Genomic DNA, 20,906 nt, shown 5'->3' with positions numbered 1-20,906 from the left:
CATGCCCGAACAGCCGCTGACACCGCGCCGCCGCCATGTCGAACCGGTGGACGAGGGCGACCTGCCGCCGGCACCGTTCGTGGAACTGGGCCTGGCGACCTGCTTCTCGTTCCTGCGTGGCGCGTCGGACGCGATCGATCTCGTCACCACGGCCCGTGCCTTGGGATACGATGCTCTTGGCATTGCCGACGCCAATACCATGGCTGGCGTGGTGCGCCTGCATACCGAGGCCGAGGCTGCGCGGCTACGTCCGGTTATTGGTTGCCGGATCGAAACCGTCGAAGACCTTGTCTTTCTGGCCTATCCGCAGGACCGCGCCGCGTACGGTCGGCTGTGTCGGCTCATCTCCGAAGGGCGAATGCGCACGCTCACCGGAGAGTGGCAGGCGAAAGGCACCTGCGAGATCGATCTGCCCATGCTGGCAGCCCATGCCGAGGGCATCCACCTGATCCTCGTGCCGCCTGCTGATCTGGATCAGATGTTTACGGTGGAAAGCGAAAGCAATGTCTATGCTTTTCCGGGAGCAGAGTCCCCAGCTCTTCCACAGGTCAGGAACAGCCTTTCCCTGCCTTTTCCCGACTTTCTCCCCCGGCTTGTCCACAGCTTGCCGACCATGCGCCATCTGGCTGCAAGCTACCTTTACGTCGGCGACGACATCGCCCGGATCGAAAGGTTGAACGGTCTGGCACGGAGCAATGGCCTCGGCCTGCTGGCTACCAACGAAGTGCTCTACGCGACACCAAACCGCCGTCCGCTTCAAGACGTGATGACGGCAATCCGCCACAAGACCACCGTTGCCAAGGCCGGGCACTTGCTCCAACCCAATGCCGAACGGCACCTGAAATCTCCGCAGGATATGGTGCGCCTGTTCGAACGCTGGCCCGATGCGATCGCAGCGACGCGCAATCTGGCGGACTCCTGCCAGTTCAATCTCAGGGAGTTGCGCTACGAATACCCCGAGGAGATCTGCCCGGAGGGCCACGATCCGCAATCCTGGCTGGAGATGCAAACCTGGGAAGGGGCACGCGGACGCTATCCCGAAGGCGTGCCCGATGGCGTGGGTGAAACCTTGCGTCGCGAACTTGACCTCATCGGCAAGCTGAACCTTGCAACCTACTTTCTAACCATCAAGGATATCGTTGATTTTGCGCGTAATTGTGATCCGCCGATCCTGTGCCAGGGACGTGGTTCAGCTGCCAATTCCGCGGTCTGCTACTGCCTCGGCATCACCGCAGTCGATCCCGCCAAACACGCGTTGCTGTTCGATCGCTTCATCTCCGAAGAGCGCAAGGAGCCGCCCGACATCGACGTCGATTTCGAGCATGAGCGACGCGAAGAGGTCATCCAGTATATCTACCGCCGTTTCGGTCGCACCCGAGCAGGCCTCTGCGCCACGGTCATTCACTACCGGCCGCGCATGGCGATCCGCGAGGTGGGCAAGGCCATGGGCCTTTCCGAAGACGTGACCGGCGCGCTCGCTCGCACTGTCTGGGGCAGCTGGGGTACCGAAGTGGGCGAGAAGAACGTCAACGAAAGCGGGTTGGACGGCACCGATCCCTACCTCAGGCGCGTGATCAGCATAGCCCAGCAAATGATTGGAATGCCGCGCCATCTTTCCCAGCATGTTGGCGGCTTCATCCTGACACAAGGGCCACTGACGGAAACAGTGCCGATCGGTAATGGCGCGATGGCCGATCGCAGCTTCATCGAATGGGACAAGGATGACATCGACGCGCTTGGCATCCTCAAGGTCGATGTGCTCGCGCTCGGCATGCTCACCTGCATTCGCAAGTGCCTCGATCTGCTGGGTGCGCACCACGGCCGTGATCTGACGCTGGCCACAGTCCCGCGCGAGGATCCGGCCGTCTACGACATGTTGTGCAAGGGGGACTCCCTTGGCGTGTTCCAGGTGGAAAGCCGTGCGCAGATGAACATGCTGCCGCGCTTGCGGCCGCGGCAGTTCTACGATCTCGTGATCCAGGTCGCCATTGTCCGCCCGGGGCCGATCCAGGGCGACATGGTCCACCCCTATCTCAAACGCAGGCGGGGCGAGGAGAAGGTGGAGATACCTGCGCCCGGCCCAGAACATGGCCCTGCAGATGAACTGAGTTCGATTCTCAACCGCACCCTAGGCGTCCCGATCTTCCAGGAGCAGGCCATGAAGATTGCGCTCGATGCAGCGAAGTTCTCGAGCCTTGAAGCCAATCGCCTGCGTAAGGCCATGGCCACGTTCCGTTCGCGAGGGATGGTGCACGAACTTGAGGACATGATGGTCGGCCGCATGGTTGAGCGCGGCTATGATCCCGATTTTGCCGAACGCTGTTTCAACCAGATCAAGGGCTTCGGCGAGTACGGCTTTCCCGAAAGCCACGCCGCCAGCTTCGCCCACCTCGTCTACGTTTCGTCATGGCTCAAGTGCCACTATCCGGCGGCCTTTGCCTGTGCCCTGCTCAATTCGCAGCCGATGGGTTTCTACGCGCCCGCACAGATCGTGGGCGATGCGGCCCGGCATGGCGTGCCGGTGCTGCCGGTCGATGTGAACCACTCGGACTGGGACTGTACGCTGGAGCAGGGGGGAGGCGCGCTCCGCCTTGGCTTCAGGCAGATCGATGGCTTTCCCGAACATGCGGCTGCCATGCTCGTCGCGGCGAGGGGCGTGGGCGGGGCCTTCACCGATGCGGCCAGCCTCAAGGAACGGGCCGGGCTGTCTCCGGCAGTGGTTGAGCGGCTTGCCGCAGCCGATGCGCTGGGCTCGCTTGGCCTGTCGCGCAGGCAGGCGCTGTGGGATGCCCGCAGCCTTGTCGCGCCCAAGGAACTGCCGCTGTTTGCCGCCATGACGTCACGTTCGGAAGGCGAAGAGCGTACCCGCGCCGTGCTGCCGATGATGCCGCTGTCGGAAGAGGTCGTGGCTGATTACCAGACGCATCGCCTGTCGCTGAAGGCGCACCCACTGGCTTTCCTGAGACCGATGCTGGGCGAGCGTGGCTTCGTGCGGGCGGCAGACCTCAGGAGCCACAAGTATCGCGCCACGGTGCTGGTGGCCGGCGTAGTTCTGGTGCGCCAGCGCCCCGGCAGCGCCAAGGGCGTCTGCTTCATCACGCTCGAGGACGAGACCGGCGTGGTCAATCTGGTGATCTGGCCTGACCTTATGGAGAAGCAGCGCAAGGTCATCATGGGGGCACGGCTGATGGAAGTGCGTGGGCGGGTAGAGTACGACGACGAGGTCATCCATGTCATCGCCATGCACCTGACCGACGCCAGCGCCAGCCTGGATGCGCTGTCAGATGCCGACAGGCTGCTGCCGCCGATTGCGCGCGCGGACGAGTGCAACAGGCCGATCCCTGAAAGAGCCGGACCCGGTGCCCGCACGCACCCGCGTGACGTGAGGATCATCCCCAAGTCACGCGATTTTCATTAGAGGCGCAAGCTCAGGTACGCAGGCGCTCAATCCCCTGCGCCAGTGCGACATAGAGCTTGCCCATGTCGGACGAGAGCAACGTAACGCCCAGAGCGTTACCGTCACGCGTGGAAAGCAACTGGCGCAACATGGATTCGAAGTCGTGGATGTAGCGGTTCACGTGTTCGCGGAATTCGCTTTCGGCTTCATAATGCGCCTGAACCGCCTTTGCTTCGGCACTCTCCAGCAGCGAAACGGCGCGGCGCGTAAAGATGCCGCGGTCCCCGCGCAGGTACGATGCCCAAGCGGTTTCCGAGACATCCGTCGAAAGCGCCTTGGCGATGTCGATGGCTGACGAATTCAGCGATTCCGTGATCAAGGCGGCACGACGGGCAAAGTCGTTATCGACCTTTTCCTCTGCCTTTTCGCGAACCCGATCGACCCGCGCCTCCAGATTGCCGGCCAGTTCATCAACCTTGGCCAACTGGTCACGCATCTGGATTGCGGTGTCGCGACTTGCTGCCGCGGCAGCATCGATGGCTTCCTCCAGGCGACCGACAAGTTCGGCCGCGCGCCCCTGAAGCACGCGCGCAATGGCAGCGCTGCTCTGTTCGCCAAGCCTTTCGGCCAAGCCTTCGATTTCACCCGCAGTGCCGGCACGCAGGTCTTCGCCAGCCTTGGCCGCAGCCTCGTTCAAGCTGCCAATTGCTCCCGAAAGCCGGCTCTCGATGTCCCGCGAAAGCGCATCGCTTTCCGCGCGCACCCCCGCCAGCACCTCTCGCAACGCATCGAGTTGCTTCTCGCGCTCGGCCGCTTGCTCGGACAGTGTCTTCTGCGCCCTCTGCAATTCCTTGATCGTGCTGGAAACTTCATTGCGAGCAGACCCAACGGTTTCGGCCAGGCTGCGCCCACCGTCGCCTGCTTCGCGCAAGGTATCTCGCAAAGTGAACACGCGGTCCTCCAGCCCCTTGAGCCCGGCCTCGGTGCTGCGCAGGGCTTCCGGAATCTGGGTGCGCGTGTGGTCGCCACCGGCCTGGATCAGTTCGAGAAGCCGTACGGCGGAGTCGGTCAATTCGCCGATCTGCAGGTCCGTGCCCGAAAGCGCGTGGCGCATTTCACCCAACCGCGCATTAAGGTCAGCCATTGCCTGGTCGACCTGGGACGCTGTCTGCGCGCCTTGTTCACCAGAGTTGCGAAGTACTTCGGAGAAAGCACTGACCTTGCTTCCGATTTCCTCGCATCTGGAGGCGAGATTCTCCGCCTCGACAAGTTGGGTCCTGCGCTGTGCCTCGATCGCTTGGTCAAGCTCGGCCAGCTTGGACGCCAAAGCTTCGGCAGCAGAAGCGGCGGCTCGCTCCATCGCAGAGCGGCGCTCGGCAACGGCTTCGTCAATTTCCGCCAGACGCTTTTCGAGATCCACGCGCTGTTCCGCAGCGCCAGCTTCGGCAGATGCCCGCCTGCGCGCCAGCTGTTCGTCAAGGTCGCGGCCCTGGATTTCGAGCATTGCGGTGAGCGAACGCGCCGCCTCCTCAAAGCGTGCCAGACGTCCGGCCGAGTCCGCGATGAGTCCCTCGTGCGCCTCGCCGAGTTGGGCGAGAGTTTCCTTGAGGGATGCCGCATGCGCATCGCTGCGCTCCCGCCAAGCCGCAAGGGCAGCCTGCTCCGCATCGGCTGCCAAGGCTGCCTGATCGGCGCTGCGCTGCGTCAGCGCGTCGAAGCGATTCTCGGCAAGAAGGCCGAGGTCTTCGGACGCCTTGGCAAAGCCTTCAAGAGCACTGTCGACCCGGTCGCGAAACGACATGACCTGCCGTTCGCTCGCAAGGCCGAACTCGTTGAGGCGCTGAAATCCCGAGACCAGTTCTTCAAGCTGCAGATGCGCGGTGCGTCCGGCATTGCCGATGTTGTTGGTTACGTCCTTGGCGGCATTGGCAATGACCGGCAGCTGTCCACGCAGCTTCTCCATGTTGTCGAGAGCGGCTGCTGAAACTTCGGCGATCCTGTCGATCTGCGCACCGTTCCTGCTGATCAGCCCATCAAGCTGTGAGGCGCTGCCTGAAAGGCGATCGACCGCAATCCGTCCCAGCGAATCGAGGTCGCGGCCTTGCGCGGCCATGAAGTCGCGGGCCAGCGCGAGTTCGGTGTTAATCGAGACGAGGCGTCTTTCAAGGTCGGCTGATTCGTTCGAAAGCAGACGCGCCGCATCGGCGAAGCGGGCCGCTTCCCGCCGGCTTGTACGCATGACCACCAGGAGTAGGACGAGCACAAGCAGGACAGGCACGCTCCACTGCGTTGACCACCATGCCCATTGCTGTGCGGACGCGGGCGTTGGCTGCGCAAGGATCACTGCCCACACGAAGAACGCCGTCCAACCCGCGATCACCCCACCGGCCAGCAGGAGCACCGGCCAAGCCTTATCAGGCGGAGATAATTCAGAATTATCCCAATCACTTGCAGACGCTTTTTCAAGAAAAGCTGGAGGCACATATGCCAGACCGGGATCGTCGGGCGCAGTTGGCCCGGCCATGGTTGCCTCACCGGCGTCCTCATTGACACCATCGATCGGAATGATCCGTCTTCCCCCGTTCATGACGCTGTCATATCACGATTTCGACCCATCCATAAACCCCGCCTTAACGCTTCGGCCCGTAGCGCTTTCACATGGCCTACGAAGGCGCCTCCCTTGACGCAAACCTCGCCGCTGCTGCCGGGCACGATCCCGAACTCGTGCGCGAATTGCGCGCGGCATTCATCGAAAGTGCCGAGCGGCAGGTAGATCTGCTTGGTCGGGCCCGCTGCGATGGCAACTGGCACGTTGCTGCCTTGCGTTTGAAAGGCCTTGCGGCAAGCTTCCACGCCGAAGGCCTGATCGACCTTGCGGAGGAGGCGCTGGACGGCGCCCCCGGCGATCCGGCGATTCTTCGTCGCCTTCGCCAGATGCTGGCCGACTTGGCGATAGAACCTTAATCCCCGACACGACTGCGGTCCGCCTTGGCACGACCGTCGCCAGTCCCTACGATGGTGCGACAGGAGGCAATTGTTGCGGGTCGCGGTTCTTTCCCTGATTGAAACTTCCCATCCGGCGCAGGCTGCGGGTGCGTCGGCGACGACGCCTTCGGGGCTGCGCGGGTATCTGCCAATAGGCGGACGCTCGCTATTACGCCACCAGATCGGACTGGCCCTCTCGCTGGGCGCCAAACGCCTTGTGGTCATGGCCGAGGGGATCAGTGGCGAGCTGGTTGCGCTTCAGCATGTTGTCGAGGCAGGCGGAGCGCAGTTTCATGTCGTAGCGACCGCACGCGCACTCGTGCCATTGCTCGCGCCCGAAGACGACGTGATCGTCGTGGGTGATGGATTGATCGCCATGCCCGATGTGTTTCGGGATCTGATCGAGGCAGGGCCGGGTGTCCTCACTCTTCCAGCGGAAAGCGCCTTGCCGCTCGGGTTCGAGCGCATCGACATCAACCACGCATTTGCCGGAGCAATGCGCTTTCCGGGACGGATCGCTGCAGGCCTCGCGGACCTGCCGCCCGAATGGAACGCGCAATCGGCGCTGCTGCGCCTCGCCGTTCAGGCCCGCTTGCCTTTGCGCGGTGTATCTGCCGCCATGCTGGGAGATGGCCGCTGGACCATGGTCCGCAGCGAGCCAGAAGCCCATGCCGCAGAACGCCAGTGGCTGCGGCTGCATACGGCTACCGGTGACGCGGCGGAGGGGTCTCCGGGGGTGCTGCTGGCCATGGCCTTCGTCCGCAGGTTCGGTCCAGCCATGCTTCATGCAGGAACCCGGCCTGCGTTGACCGGACTTGCTGCCGGGATACTGGGGCTGCTCGGTCTGGGCCTTGGCTGGCTCGGCAACGCCGCCACCGGGTTCCTGCTTGTCGGGTTATCCTGGCTGGTGGAGCGCGTGGCCAGCCTCATGGGGCAGGTGGAGCGTGATTCGCTCCTGGCGTCGGGTCTTGAACGCAAGGCCGTGGCCCTGTTCCATCTCATTGTCGACGCTGGACTGGTGACGTTGGCCGCGTGGCGCAGCGAGTTGCCCTACACCAGCGCGATTCCATTTGGACTCAACTGGTTCACCCCGATCCTGCTTGTCGGCGGAGCGCGCCTTGTGCGCCTTGCCTTGCCGCGTTTCCCCCGTTCCGCCTGGCTGGAAGATCGATTGGTGTTTGGCTTGTTGCTCGCCATCGTCAGCGTGGCGCTGCCATTCGATGCGACGATCGGACTTGCCGTTCTGGCGCTGCTCGGCACCTGCCTACTGTTGCTTCAGCTCGGAAGATCGCCAGCAACCGAGAGATCGCCTAACTCGCAGTTAACCAGTCGGCCGTAAGAGCGACTTATGGCACTGACCGTACCTTTCACCCCCGATCCCGGCGCGATAGAGGCGCTTCTGCGCGATGACCTCGCTCATGCCGATCAGGTCATGATTCACATGGGGCCGATCCTTCAGCATCTTCTCCGGAACGACGATAACTCGATCTTCAGCGACGAGATCATTGCCCGGGTCCGGGGCATGCTGTCCGATCTTGCCCGGCAGCTTGTGCAAGCGGTCGGCGAGGCTGCGGGTCACGACAATTCTGCCGCTTGGGCGCGGGAGGCGAGCGATGGCCTGGCGGATATGCTCGCCGGCAACCAGGCCCTGTTGAATCATCTGCACATGCTGGCCGTGGAGTGGCAACTCACCGAGAAGATGCAGGGCAGGCTCGGACTGGATCCTGTGCTTACCCCCCTGCTTCAAGACATCATCGCTTCGCGCGATCCCGATCTTGCCGCGCGCGGAATGAACCTGCTCGCGGCGCAGGCGCGATTCGGGCAATTGATGCGACGCATGCAGATTCCGCTTTCGGAACTTCCGGGCGACCTTCATCATATCGCATTGATGACGATGCAGGCCTATGTTGCCGAGGACCCATCCGGACTGGCTGCTGCCGGGGCGGCAGAAAGCACGCTGCGCCAGCAACGGATGACTGCGGCATCGCGTCTTGAACTTCTCGATCACGTCATTGGCCAATTGGCCGGAGATTCAGGCCGCGGTCTGAAAATTGATACTGCGGGCATTGCGCTCTTTCTATCGACCCTTGCATCGGGAGCGGGCATGTCGCGCGAGATGGCGATCATGTGCACGACCGAAAGTCAGATGGCGCGAATGGCTCTTGCACTGTCGGCTGCAGGAGCTGACCGCACGAATCTGGTGACCACTTTCGCCGCGCTTCATCCGCAGACCAGCTTGCCCGATGGCATCGATCAGATCGTACCTGATGCAGCTGCGGCGATGCTGGCGTCTTCCCTGATGCGTCGCGAAGCGTTCGGATAGCGATCAGCAGATGAAGGTGTCCCCGTGACCACCGCAGGTCTAATCAGCGCCCGCTGCGACAGTGCGGACCGTCTGGTCGAGTCCGACGAGATCCTTGCGGCGCTGCAGGTTCGGCTGGGCGGGGGTTACCCCGGAGTGATTGCGCTGCCCGGTCTCCTGTCGCTGGTTCGTCGTGCGCGAATGGCGGGAGCGACCCTGGGTGCCGCCATGACTGTGACGGACGAAGGGCAACCGCTTTCGTTTTCGGCGCGCGCCATCCCCGATGGGGCGGGCACAAGAATCGAGATCAGCGACTGGAAGGTCGCCTCGGACGCCTGGCAGGGCGATGAAGCCGCATCCGCCGATGAAGCACTGGTCCGCCAATTGGCCGAGGCGCACATTGTTCTGGACGCTGAGCAGCGCATCGTATCGGGTTCTGTAACGGCGGGCGATCTTGCCGACCTCGCATCGGGCCTGCAGCAAGGCTTTGGCAAATACTGGACCGATTTCGTAACGCTTGAAGGCAATGCACACCGCCAACCGCTGCACTGGCGATTGCTTGACGAAGCCCGGGTGGCCGTCCCCGGCTCGTCCCGTGTGTGGAAGACGCGCATTCTTCCCTTGCGCGCCGGGGGTTTCGAACTGCTCCTCGTAGCAGAGACTGTGTTGATCAGTGTCCCGGCCAAGGCTGTCGCTGCTGCGCCCGAACCCCTCCCACAGCCAGACTGGAAGGGATTGCTGGGGCGCAAGCTGGCGCCGGCACTGCGTTTGCCAATCAACCGGATCGTGGCCAATGCCGAAACCATTCGGACACGCCTCGCCGGTCCATTGGCAGAACAGTACGTAGGGTACGCCGGCGATATTGCAGAGGCGGGGCGGCACCTGCTGTCTCTGGTCGAAGACCTTGCCGATCTTGAGACGGTGGAAGATGAAGGCTTTGCGCCTGCACCCGATCACATCGATCTTGTAGATTGTGCACGGCGCGCAGCAGGCATCCTCGGCGTGCGGGCGCAGGAACGGGGCATTGCGTTCGTGCTCCCCGCGCTCGATGTGGCAGCGCCAGCCATCGCGGAATTCCGCCGCGTGCTGCAAATTCTCCTCAATCTCATCGGCAACGCCGTGAGGTACTCGCCTGAACATACCCGGGTCGAGGTCGATTGCGGCATCGATGGGGAGTTCGCCTGGATCACCGTACAGGACCAAGGGCAGGGCATTGCTCAGGAGCACGCCGAAAAGGTTTTCGAGAAATTTGAGCGCCTTGGTCGCAGTGGCGATGGCGGCAGCGGACTGGGCCTCTATATCTCGCGCAGACTGGCACGCGCGATGGGTGGCGATCTCACTGTTCAGCAGGCGCCAGATGGCGGCGCGAAATTCGTGCTGTTGTTGCCGGCTGACACTGCCGCGCAGGCAACCGCAGCGGGTTGACGCTCAGCGACGCCGCGATGCGCGCCAGATTGCAAGCGCGCCGATCAGCATCAAGCCTGCGCCGATATAAGCCCATTGCGTCTGGGCGAGCATGAAGCTCGATGCCGGCCACATGATCAGGCCCAGCCCTTGCCCCATCCACAAGCCGCCCATGAGAAGGGCGACGATGCCGAAAATCCTGAGTACTGTCGCCATCGTCGCCCTTTCCTGTTTCTCAATCGATCAGCGTTCGCTCAGCGGCACGCAGTCGCGCTGCGTCGGGCCAGTGTAGAGCCGGCGCGGCCATCCGGTTTCTCTCGAGAAACCGGCACGAAAAGTGCGGCCGCGCCTCTCACGCCTCAGCGTTCGCTCAGCGGCACGTAGTCGCGCTGCGTCGGGCCGGTGTAGAGCTGGCGCGGACGCCCGATCTTCTGGCCAGGATCGCTGATCATTTCGTTCCACTGTGCGACCCAGCCCACGGTACGGGCGAGGGCGAAGAGCACGGTGAACATCGTCGTCGGGAAGCCAATCGCCGAAAGGATGATGCCCGAGTAGAAGTCCACGTTCGGGAACAGCTTCTTCTCCGCGAAGTACGGATCGCTGAGCGCGATTTCCTCGAGGCGCAGGGCGGTCTCGAACAGCGGATCGTTGACCTTCAGCGCGTCGAACACTTCGCGCACGGTCTGCTGCATAACGGTCGCACGCGGATCGTAGTTCTTGTAGACGCGGTGACCGAAGCCCATCAGGCGGAACGGATCGTTCTTGTCCTTGGCGCGGTCGATGTAGTGCTGGATGCGATCGGGGGTGCCGATCTCCTTGAGCATGTTGAGCGCGGCTTCGTTCGCGCCGCCGTGCGCCGGGCCCCACAGACAGGCGATGCCTGCCGCGATGCAGGCAAACGGATTGGCGCCCGAGGAACCGGCCAGACGGACGGTCGAGGTCGAAGCGTTCTGCTCGTGATCGGCATGAAGGATGAAGATGCGATCCATTGCCTTCTCGACAGCGGGGATCACTTCGTACTCTTCGGCCGGAACGCCGAAGGTCATCTTCAGGAAGTTGCCGGTATAGGACAGCTTGTTGTCCGGATAGACAAAGGGCTGGCCGACCGAATACTTGTAGGCCATCGCCGCGATCGTCGGCATCTTGGCGATCAGGCGGTGCGAGCTGATCTTGCGATGCGTCGGGTCAGCAATGTCGGTGCTGTCGTGGTAGAACGCCGAGAGCGCGCCGACGACGCCGCACATGATCGCCATCGGGTGCGCGTCGCGACGGAAGCCGCGATAGAATGTGGCAAGCTGCTCGTGCAGCATCGTGTGGCGGGTGATCGTGCGGCTGAAGTCCGCAAGTTCCTGCTGGCTCGGCAGTTCGCCGTTAAGCAGCAGGTAGCTCACTTCCATGAACGACGAATGCTCGGCCAACTGGCCGATCGGGTAACCGCGGTGCAGAAGCACGCCCTCATCACCGTCGATGTAGGTCAGTGCGCTGTCGCAGCTTGCCGTCGAAGTGAAGCCCGGGTCATAGGTGAACATGCCCGTCTGGCCATAGAGCTTGCGGATGTCGATGACGTCCGGCCCGATGGTGCCGCTCTTGATCGGCATGTCCACGCTGTTGCCGCCAGCGGTCAAAGAAGCCTGGTTTTCGCTCACGCCTAAGCCCTCCTGTTTCTTCTGTCTTTACAGTTTATGCCCGGGTTCAAGCCAACTGATCGCGGATGCGCGCCAGCGACTCGTCCTTGCCGAGCAGTGCCAATACGTCGAATATTCCCGGCGAGGTAGTCTGTCCCGTCAGGCTCGCGCGCAACGGTTGGGCAATTTTGCCCAAGCCTATCCCAAGCTCCTCGGCCATTTGTTTCAAAGTGGCCTCCAGCCCTTCGATTGTCCAGCCGTTTTCCGCCTCGAGCGCAGCCACCACTTTGGCCAGTATCGCGCGCGAATCGTCGGTCAGCAGTGCGGCCGCCTTTTCCGCCATGGGCAGGGGGCGCTGCGCGAACAGGAACACCGACGAGGTCGCCAGTTCGTTGAGATCGGCAGCGCGCACCTTCAGCACCGGCATCGCTCTGGTCAGCAGATCCATGCCCGCTTTGGCGTCGAAGCCAGGCTCCAGCACAGCCAGACGCGGGGCGACCAGCCCGGCAAGCCGGGCATCATCAGCCTCGCGAATGTAGTGGCCATTGAGGTTCAGCAGCTTCTTGAGATCAAAGCGCGATGCGCCCTTGTTGACGTTGGCGATATCGAACCATTCAACCGCCTGATCGCGGCTGATGATTTCCTCGTCACCATGGCCCCAGCCGAGGCGCAGCAGGTAGTTGAACACCGCTTCGGGCAGCAGCCCCATCTCGTCGCGATAGGCGTCGACGCCCAGCGCACCGTGACGCTTTGAAAGCTTGGCGCCATCAGCACCGTGGATCAGCGGGATGTGCGCGTAGATCGGATCGGGCCAACCACCTTCGATCTCGTTCATCGCACGGACGATCACCAGCTGACGGAACGCATTGTTGATGTGATCGTCGCCGCGGATCACATGGGTGACGCCCATGTCATGATCGTCGACCACGACAGCGAGCATGTATGTCGGCGTGCCGTCCGAGCGCAGCACGATGAAGTCGTCAAGCTCGCTGTTCTGGACCGTGATGGAACCCTGAACGCGATCGGGAATCGTCGTTTCGCCGTCGCGCGGCGCCTTCATGCGCACCACGTAGGACTGGTCGGTCGGCCACTGATCTGGCGTCGCATCGCGCCACTCGCTATCGATGCGGAAGGGTCTGCGCTCGGCCTGGGCTTTCTCGCGACGAGCGGCGAGCTCTTCCTGCGTCAGGTAGCAGCGATAGGCGTGTCCGGCCTCCAGCATCTGGTGCGCGACATGAGCGTGCCGTTCCGAGCGGGCGAACTGGAACACAGGCTCCTCGTCTCCGCTCAGACCCAGCCAGTTCAGCCCGTCGAAGATCGCTTCGATGGCTGCATCGGTCGAGCGAGCACGATCGGTATCCTCGATGCGCAGCAGATACTTGCCGCTGTTGTGGCGAGCATAGAGCCAGTTGAACAGCGCCGTACGCGCGCCGCCAATGTGCAGGAAGCCAGTGGGCGAAGGGGCGAAACGGGTGACGACCGGGGCATTGCCGGGCGATCCTGCAGAAACGGTGTCAGTGGCGCTTGCCATCGGCCGCGCTTTCCTTTGCTTTGAATGTCATGGCGTCTCCGGCTGCAGATCGGCCAGCGGCAGACTACCCCGCCGCCGAACCGGTCCCTGAACCGGGCGAACGCGCGCGGCATTGGGACATCCGCGCGCGATTGTCCAGCATGCTTGATGGTCGGATCGACGCTGCAGAACGCTTCCTGGATGCACACCCGTTCGAACGGGGGCTCTGGCTGGTGGTGGCCTTTGCCGCAGGCATTGTCCTGTGGGTGGCGCTTCCCTCCCGCGCCGACTGGATTGCCGCACTGTTTGCGCTTGGGGCCATCGCCATCCTTGGCCTGCTGGCGATCAATGCCGAGAAGCGGCCTCACCTGCGCCTCGCCGTGGCAGGACTGGCGATCATGGTGGCTGCCGGCGAGGTCACCATCTGGACGCGCTCCGCGCTGGTGGGGCAACCAGGCATAGCTAGGCCGCAGGTTTCGGGTCTTGCTGGTGAAGTTCTTGAACGACGGGAGGAGCCGGCAAAGGCGCGCGCGCGCCTCGTATTGCGGGTGATGCTGGATGGCATGGCCGGTCCTGTCCGCGTGCGGGTCAACCTGCCTTACGACAAGGATCCGGGCGACGTGGCTGAAGGTGCCCGGGTCGCCCTGCGCGCCCGGCTCATGCCACCGGCCGCTCCCGTGCTTCCGGGCGCGTACGATTTTGCTCGCAGGGCCTGGTTCGATGGCCTTGCAGCGACGGGAACGGTGCTGGGCGATGTGCGAGTGGTCGGAAGATCAGATCGTGATACCACGCTTCGCAGCTTGCAGAAGTCGCTGGCCGAGCATGTCCGCTCACGGTTGACCGGATCGGCGGGGACAATTGCGGCCGCATTTGCCAGCGGGGATCGCGGGGCGATTGCTGCCAGCGATGAAGACGCCATGCGCGATGCGGGACTGACCCACCTCCTGTCGATCAGCGGCTTGCATGTCAGCGCGCTGGTGGGGGCCGTCTATTGGCTGGTTGCGCGCTTGCTCGCGCTCTTTCCCTGGGTTGCGCTCAGGATCCGCGTGCCTCTTGCAGCTGCGCTGGCAGGCGCCCTGGCAGGATTTGGCTATACCTTGCTGACCGGAGCGGAAGTGCCCACCATCCGGTCGTGCATCGGGGCATTGCTTGTCCTTGGTGCGCTGGCCTTGGGACGCGATCCACTATCGATGCGAATGGTCGCGGTTGGCGGCTTTGTCGTCATGCTGTTCTGGCCCGATGCCGTCCTTGGCCCCAGCTTCCAGATGAGCTTCGCCGCCGTGATTGCGATCATCGCCTTTCACTCGGCGGGCCCGGTCCGCTCGTTCCTCACCGGTGAACACCATGGGCTCCTGGTCCGGGCTGGGCGAAGCTTCGTAATGTTGCTGGCCACCGGCATGGTCATTGAACTCGCACTGATGCCAATCGGCCTGTTCCATTTTCATCGCGCTGGCGTTTATGGCTCGCTGGCAAACGTCATTGCCATTCCGCTGACCACTTTCGTGACCATGCCGCTGATCGGCTTGGCCCTGGTGTTTGATCTCGCAGGCCTTGGCGCACCGGTTTGGTGGCTGGTTGGCAAGTCCCTCGATCTGCTGCTGGCGCTGGCACACCTCGTGGCATCACAACCCGGCTCAGTAACTGCAATGCCGCCCTTCGAAACATGGAGCTACGTGCTGTTCCTCGTCGGCATGTTGTGGCTGGCACTCTGGGTGGGCAAGGTGCGCCTTCTTGGCACCATACCCGCCGGTCTTGCCATCACCGCCATGGTCCTGACGCCGCGGCCTGATGTGCTCGTCACCGGTGATGGCCATCATGCCGGCATAGCCGGCGAAGGATCGGACCTGATCGTCCTGCGCATGGGAAGGGGCGATTACATGCGGGACAACTTGCTCGAACTTGCCGGAATGGAAGGCAGCCTTCGTCGCCTCGATGAATGGCCGGGTGCTCGCTGCAATGAAGACTTCTGCGTTGCAATCGTGCTCAGATGCGAACGGCGTTTTACGCTCCTGATGGCCCGCAGCCGAAACTACATTGACGACATGGCGCTTGTGGCGGCCTGCGAGCGGGCCGACATCGTCATCGCCGATCGACGCCTTCCGGCATCGTGCCGCCCGCGCATGCTGAAGGCAGACCGACCCTATCTCGCCAATACGGGAGGCATATCCATCGATCTTGCCTCTGGCCGGATTCGCACCGTAGCGGAAACGCAGGGCCAGCATGGTTGGTATCGCTGGCCGGAACCCCGCCCGACGCCCAGCCTGACGCAACTCAACGACGTCGGAGTTGGAGCGACGGATGCGCCTGATGCAACCGTGCCGGTAACGGCGCCAGTGGCCACCAAGCGATGAATGCGACCCAGGGCGGTCCATTCCCTTGTCCGGCGGGCGATGATCTCGAAGCAGCGCTCTCTTCCGCCAGGCTTGCCGGGCGAACCTGACGTTCGCCCGGACCAATTCATCAGGGAAGGACCCAGCGCACCGAACCGACATAGCTCCCCGCAGTCGGCATACCGTCGCTGCCAAGTGCAGGAGTGAACCGCGCCCGCGCGCTGACTTTCGTGCATGTCGCTGCATCAAGGTCAGGAGACCCGCTCGATCCGGTAATCTCGCATCCCGTGACGCGGCCATCCACGCCTATCGAGAGGCGAAAGCGGGTTAGCCCTTCTCTTTCTTCTCTGATTGCGGCCGAGGGATAGTCGCGGTCCGAGACCCATGAGCCCGGCGATCCCTTCGGCGATGCTGTGCGAACGGCAAAGCTCGGCGAGGGAGAGGCGCGGGGGTCGGGCAGGACGTTCGGGATAGGGTCGACTGGTGTGATCGGGGTGACGTCGATATCCCGGACTGTGCTTGAAGGATCCACCGGCGTAATCGCGATGTCGGGGCGGGGGGCCACCAGCGAGCGGCTGTCAGGCTGTGGGGAAGGTTTCACGTCCGGCGGCGGCACGACAGGCGTTACCTTCACCTCCTCGTCCTCCCACTGCTTGGCAGGAAGTCGGTCCGTCAGGATCGTGACCATGCTGTTGGCGAACCCTGAAGCGATCGCCCAGATCGCCACTCCATGAAGCAGCCCGACCGCGATGAAGGTCTGTGTCTGCCTGCGTCTCGTATTCTCGATTGCATAAGCCATTGGCAACACCTCTTCCGTTGCCGACGCCCCAAGTTCTGGCGGGCCGTCCCGGAATGGGGCGCCCCATGGCGGGGCATTCGGTAACAGTGGATACTATACTTCACACTGGATCACATCCAGAAGAATCTCAACCAAATCGATTGATATTTGCCATAACATGCTGATGCAAAAAAAGCCGCCGCGCATTTCCTGCGCAGCGGCCTTTGCCATCAGGCACGCCCAAGGCCGGGCGCTATGTTGCAACAAACGTCAGTGGTAACGCCGGAGCAAGCCTGCAAGCTTGCCCTGCACGGTCACCTCGTCGGGGCGATAGAACTGCGGATCATAGGCAGCATTGGCAGGATCCAGCCGAACCATGCCCTTTTCGTGATGGAGATACTTGAGCGTGGCCTCTTCCCCACGCACAAGTGCAACCACGATCTCGCCATCGCGCGCCATATCTGTCTTGCGGACAAGCGCGTAATCGCCATCGAAGATCCCGGCTTCAACCATCGAGTCACCGGACACTTCGAGTGCGTAATGCTCTCCTGCGCCCAGTAGCGCGGCAGGAACCGGCAGGGTCGCCGTCGTCTCAAGCGCTTCGATTGGCACACCGGCTGCAATCTTGCCGTGCAGCGGCAGCTCGATCACGTCGTTTGCCGCCACAGGCACGGGAGGCGCTTTTGGTGCAGGACGAAGCGCCGTGACGCTTCCGCCCGTTGCTCCACCATCTGCATTGGCAATCTGCCGAACGGCGCTCTGCTTGCCCACCGCGCTGTCTGGCTGGCGGAGGACTTCGAGTGCCCGTGCGCGGTTGGGGAGGCGGCGGATGAAGCCACGCTCTTCAAGCGCCGAGATCAGCCGGTGGACGCCCGACTTGGACTTCAGATCGAGCGCTTCCTTCATCTCCTCGAACGAGGGGGAGATGCCCGACTCTTCAAGCCGGACCTGAATGAAGGTGAGCAGTTCGTGCTGCTTGCGCGTCAACATCGGCGGCCACTCCGCAATGCGCGGCTTCGAGGCAAAGCCGCTGGTCTTTCATGGACCGGGAGTAAATGTTCCATCCCGGCGAACGAATGCGGAACGGATAAGCAACCTGTTGCGACTCGTCAAGCAATTCCGCCATTTTCGAGGAGGTAGATAGGAACATCCGTTCCGGCCGGTTTGGCCTCGGCCCCTGCTTCCCGCACGGCCAACGCGTTGGCCCTTGAAAGTGGAGAGAGCGCTCCGGAATCCTGGAGCGGGTCGAGCCTTACCGACGCTCCGTCCCATATCGCGCGCAGGAACTCCATTCGGCTCCCGCCCTGCGCCAGTGGCTCTGCAAGCCGGGCTGGGATGGCTTTTGGCAAAGGCGCACTCGCGCCGAGCATCGCTCTCAACAGGGGGAGCATGAACAGGTAGGCCGTGACGAAGGCCGAGGCGGGATTGCCGGGCAGGCCGAGAATGATCTGGGATCCACGCGTTGCCACCAGCAGCGGCTTGCCCGGCTTGATGCCGATGCGCCAGAAGTCGATCGAGGCGCCAACGGCCTCGAGCGCCGGGCGAACGAGATCGTGATCCCCGACTGACGCCCCGCCGCTTGTGACTATGATGTCCGAGCTGTTTGCCGCGTCCAGCGCGCGGACCAATTCTGCGAGTTCGTCCGCCACAGGACCGGCATGGCGGATATCGACCGGCAGGGAGGCGGCCATCGCACAGAGCATCGGCCCGTTGCTGGCGGGAAGCTGGTGCAGGTCGGGCAGGTGGCCGGGAGGAACCAGTTCGTCGCCGCTGTCGATGACGGCCAGGCTGACACGCCGGCGCACGGGGAGATGGCTGTGGCCACCGGCGATGGCGAGCGCGATTTGCGCAGGGCTAATGCGGCTACCCGCAGAGATCAGCGTTTCGCGAGAGCTGAAATCCATGCCTGCGGGTCGAACGTGGCGCGAAGCGGGCTGCGGTGGCTCGCCGGTCAAGCTCAGCTCGTTGCCGTTGCGCGCGCTGTCCTCCTGAAGCAGCACCATGTCCGCGCCTTTGGGCAGGATGGCGCCAGTGCTGATGCGGGTGGCTTCATCGGGGCCGACCTCGCCGCCGAAGGGGTGACCGGCCGCGCTTTCACCGATCACGCGCCACGGGCCCGGAAGATCGGCACTGCGCATGGCATAGCCGTCCATCGCCGAAAGGGCTGCAGCTGGCTGCGTGCGCCGGGCAAGGAGGTCCTCGGCGAGGTAATGGCCAAGGCATTCGGCAACCGAGCGATGCTCGACGGGCAGCGAAGGCGCGAGCGCGAGCAACCGGCTCTGCGCATCGGCAAGGGGTAGGGGCGGCGCTTTCATTCCGGAGCGCGCCAGGTTCCGGACTTGCCGCCCCGCTTCTCGATCAGACGGACACTTTCGATCACCATGCCTTTGTCGAGAGCCTTGGCCATGTCGTAGATCGTCAGCAGGGCGAGGCTCACCGCCGTCAACGCTTCCATCTCTACGCCCGTGCGACCGGTCAACGAAGCGGTGGCAGTGCATTCGATGCCGTCGGCGACGAAGGCGAAATCGACGTTGACCGCATCGAGCACCAGCGGATGGCAGAGCGGGATGAGGTCGCCTGTCCTTTTCGCCGCCATGATCCCGGCAATCCGCGCTGGGCCAAGCACATCGCCTTTCGGAGCATTGCCGGACCTGATCGCCTCGAGCGTGGCGTCAGACATGCGAATCATACCACGTGCAATCGCGACGCGGTGCGTCTCGGTCTTGCCGCCGACGTCGACCATGCGAGCGGTGCCGGTCGAATCGAGATGGGTGAGGTCGTTCATCGTTGTCCCTGGAATGCTGAATGGGGGTTTACGGGGTTTACACTGTCCAGAGAGAACTGCGGAACGGGAGTTGGAACGCAGTTTTGGCGCGGATTTCCGGGGCTTTCAAGGTGCTTCGCTGACAGTCGGCACCATGGCAAAAACCTGCCCTGTAGGAAAGCGTTTCCAATCCGAAGTGACTACATATTGGGATTTCGTTAGCCTTCTGCCGCAATAAGTACATTGATGAATACTGTGCAGAACAAGAAGCGTGTTGCCATCATGATTGATGGCGAGAACGTGCCCGCAAGCACGATGTCAAAGATTGAAGCGATCGCAACGTCGTTGGGGGACGTGCAGTTGCGCCGTGTCTATGGAAACTTTGCAAACGGGGCGAATGGCGAATGGATAGACCATTCCAAAGACCATCCGCTCGATGTGAGACAGGTTACACCTTCAAAGAACAAGAAGAACACCACCGACATCGCCTTGGCTGTCGAGACAGTCGAAATCGTCCTGCGCAAGGGGTTTGATTGCGTCTGCATTGCATCGAATGACCGTGACTTTCAGCCACTTGTCGAATTTCTGCGCAGGGAGGGCGCCGAAGTGCATGGTTTCGGCGGTGATGCCGCTGACCTGAAACTCCGAAACAGTTGCTCGAAATACCATATCGTTCTGAACACGAGGAAGGCTGCCGCAACATCCTCTGAGAAAGTCGAGAAACCAACGGCAGCTGCGACCAAAGCCAAGCCCCCGCAAGAGCCGTCCAAATCGGAAGCCGCCAACTGGGCCAAAGTCAGGGAAGCTTTGAACGAGTTGGCCAACCAGCGGGAATGGGTGGCATTGCCGGAGCTCGCTACCGTCCTGAGCAAGGCGAAGCTCCAACCCGCCTCGTTCGGATCAAGGAGCTGGCTGCAAGTGTTCAAGAAGGACGGCCGCTTCGCCGTTGAAAAGATTGCGGGTTCCACCCAATCGCAGGTGCGGTTGGTGGCCTGACGTCACTTGCCGCCCTGCCAGCGCTCGCTATTGCACCAAGTGTCAATAACGGGAGCGGTGGATGCGGAAGCGGTGGGTTTTGTTAGGAGCGGTCGTGCTGGCCGGAGGTGCCGGGTTTGCCTCGCTTGACAAGGAAACGCGGGGAATTCTTCTTGCGCTACCGACCAATGCCGACGTGCTGTCTTGGCGGGAAGGGCAGCGTGATGCGGCTTTCCGGGCGATGGACACGTTGCCGTTTCTGGCCAAGGCCAACAGGATTGCGCCTGCGGCCGAACCTTTGCCTCTTCCAGCAGGCAAGCCGCTGACCGTGCCGGGACTGGACGAATATATGGCAAGCCAGCGCACGGCGGGGTTGGTGATCGTGCAGGATGGCAAAGTGCGATTGGAGCGCTACGGTCTGGACTTCGACGCCAAGGGTCGTTGGACCAGCTTTTCGGTGGCGAAGTCATTCACCTCGACCCTTGTCGGCGCAGCCTTGCAGGATGGCGCTATCAGGAGCCTGGACGACAAGGTCAGCCAGTATATTCCTGGCCTCAAGGGCAGCGCTTACGATGACGTGAGCGTGCGACAGCTGCTGACCATGTCATCAGGCGTACGCTGGAACGAGGATTACGAAGACCCGAAGTCGGATGTTGCCGAGTTCAATCGGGCCCAGCCGGAGGACGGCCTCGATGCCACCGTCAGCTATATGCGCAAGCTGCCGCGCGCCCATCCGCCCGGGGAGGTGTGGCATTACAACACTGGCGAGACCAACCTGATCGTAAGCGCGCATTTCGTAGCACGCTGCTTCCGTAGGCATTGCGGCCATCATAGTT

At 62.7% G+C, this 20,906-nt stretch carries 16 protein-coding genes; 8 read left to right on the top strand and 8 right to left on the bottom strand.

Going from position 1 to position 20,906, the window contains the following annotated elements:
* Nucleotide 1: 1 nt before the first annotated feature.
* A complete protein-coding gene (locus tag AX703_RS12420) occupies nt 2-3,418 on the top strand; it encodes an error-prone DNA polymerase (protein WP_062344429.1) in 3,417 nt (1,138 codons plus the stop codon).
* A 10-nt stretch (nt 3,419-3,428) separates the two neighbouring features.
* Here the strand turns inward: AX703_RS12420 and AX703_RS12415 are convergent, their stop codons facing one another.
* Nucleotides 3,429-5,798, bottom strand: coding sequence for a hypothetical protein (locus AX703_RS12415; RefSeq protein WP_062344427.1), 2,370 nt, complete (start codon nt 5,796-5,798; stop codon nt 3,429-3,431).
* 257 nt (nt 5,799-6,055) lie between these two features.
* Between AX703_RS12415 and AX703_RS12410 the strand changes: the two genes are divergently transcribed.
* From AX703_RS12410 to AX703_RS12395, 4 genes are all read left to right on the top strand, one after another.
* A complete protein-coding gene (locus AX703_RS12410; RefSeq protein WP_039331057.1) occupies nt 6,056-6,361 on the top strand; it encodes a hypothetical protein in 306 nt (101 codons plus the stop codon).
* A gap of 73 nt (nt 6,362-6,434) precedes the next feature.
* Nucleotides 6,435-7,721 carry a hypothetical protein gene (locus AX703_RS12405; RefSeq protein WP_062344425.1) on the top strand — a complete coding sequence of 429 codons (1,287 nt, stop codon included), beginning with the start codon at nt 6,435-6,437 and terminating at the stop codon, nt 7,719-7,721.
* A 9-nt stretch (nt 7,722-7,730) separates the two neighbouring features.
* Nucleotides 7,731-8,705, top strand: a complete 975-nt coding sequence (locus AX703_RS12400; protein WP_062344423.1) for a hypothetical protein — start codon at nt 7,731-7,733, stop codon at nt 8,703-8,705.
* Between the two features lie 24 nt (nt 8,706-8,729).
* Nucleotides 8,730-10,109 (top strand): sensor histidine kinase KdpD, encoded by a 1,380-nt coding sequence (locus tag AX703_RS12395; RefSeq protein WP_062344421.1) that lies wholly within the window; start codon nt 8,730-8,732, stop codon nt 10,107-10,109.
* Nucleotides 10,110-10,112: 3 nt separating this feature from the next.
* Here AX703_RS12395 and AX703_RS12390 read toward each other — a convergent pair whose 3' ends face one another.
* The 3 genes from AX703_RS12390 to gltX form a co-directional block, all read right to left on the bottom strand.
* A complete protein-coding gene (locus AX703_RS12390) occupies nt 10,113-10,304 on the bottom strand; it encodes a hypothetical protein (protein ID WP_062344419.1) in 192 nt (63 codons plus the stop codon).
* Between the two features lie 143 nt (nt 10,305-10,447).
* On the bottom strand, nt 10,448-11,734 hold the full coding sequence (locus AX703_RS12385) for a citrate synthase (protein WP_039331048.1): 1,287 nt from the start codon (nt 11,732-11,734) through the stop codon (nt 10,448-10,450).
* Between the two features lie 46 nt (nt 11,735-11,780).
* The gene (gene gltX / locus AX703_RS12380; RefSeq protein ID WP_062344417.1) at nt 11,781-13,244 is read right to left on the bottom strand and encodes a glutamate--tRNA ligase; all 1,464 of its coding nucleotides are present in this window, start codon (nt 13,242-13,244) and stop codon (nt 11,781-11,783) included.
* Between the two features lie 29 nt (nt 13,245-13,273).
* On the opposite strand from gltX, the gene AX703_RS12375 reads away from it, so the two are divergent.
* Nucleotides 13,274-15,574 carry a ComEC/Rec2 family competence protein gene (locus AX703_RS12375; RefSeq protein ID WP_082734559.1) on the top strand — a complete coding sequence of 767 codons (2,301 nt, stop codon included), beginning with the start codon at nt 13,274-13,276 and terminating at the stop codon, nt 15,572-15,574.
* Between the two features lie 109 nt (nt 15,575-15,683).
* Here the strand turns inward: AX703_RS12375 and AX703_RS12370 are convergent, their stop codons facing one another.
* The 4 genes from AX703_RS12370 to moaC all read right to left on the bottom strand — a co-directional run bounded on the left by AX703_RS12370 (nt 15,684) and on the right by moaC (nt 19,116).
* Nucleotides 15,684-16,352 (bottom strand): energy transducer TonB, encoded by a 669-nt coding sequence (locus AX703_RS12370; protein WP_062344412.1) that lies wholly within the window; start codon nt 16,350-16,352, stop codon nt 15,684-15,686.
* Between the two features lie 249 nt (nt 16,353-16,601).
* Nucleotides 16,602-17,321 carry a transcriptional repressor LexA gene (lexA, locus tag AX703_RS12365; protein ID WP_062344410.1) on the bottom strand — a complete coding sequence of 240 codons (720 nt, stop codon included), beginning with the start codon at nt 17,319-17,321 and terminating at the stop codon, nt 16,602-16,604.
* 119 nt (nt 17,322-17,440) lie between these two features.
* Nucleotides 17,441-18,646 (bottom strand): molybdopterin molybdotransferase MoeA, encoded by a 1,206-nt coding sequence (locus AX703_RS12360; RefSeq protein ID WP_062344408.1) that lies wholly within the window; start codon nt 18,644-18,646, stop codon nt 17,441-17,443.
* Nucleotides 18,643-19,116 (bottom strand): cyclic pyranopterin monophosphate synthase MoaC, encoded by a 474-nt coding sequence (gene moaC, locus AX703_RS12355; RefSeq protein ID WP_062344406.1) that lies wholly within the window; start codon nt 19,114-19,116, stop codon nt 18,643-18,645. The genes AX703_RS12360 and moaC overlap by 4 nt, the downstream gene beginning before the upstream one ends.
* Before the next feature lie 225 nt (nt 19,117-19,341).
* On the opposite strand from moaC, the gene AX703_RS12350 reads away from it, so the two are divergent.
* Nucleotides 19,342-20,091: an NYN domain-containing protein gene (locus AX703_RS12350; protein WP_062344404.1), complete on the top strand. Its 750-nt coding sequence runs from the start codon at nt 19,342-19,344 to the stop codon at nt 20,089-20,091.
* A gap of 61 nt (nt 20,092-20,152) precedes the next feature.
* A partial coding sequence (locus AX703_RS12345) for a serine hydrolase (RefSeq protein ID WP_156452036.1) occupies nt 20,153-20,906 on the top strand: 754 nt, incomplete at its 3' end.

The organism is Novosphingobium sp. CCH12-A3 (assembly GCF_001556015.1).
GTDB classification, from domain to species: domain Bacteria; phylum Pseudomonadota; class Alphaproteobacteria; order Sphingomonadales; family Sphingomonadaceae; genus Novosphingobium; species Novosphingobium subterraneum.
This window is presented reverse-complemented; position numbering and strand designations above follow the sequence as displayed.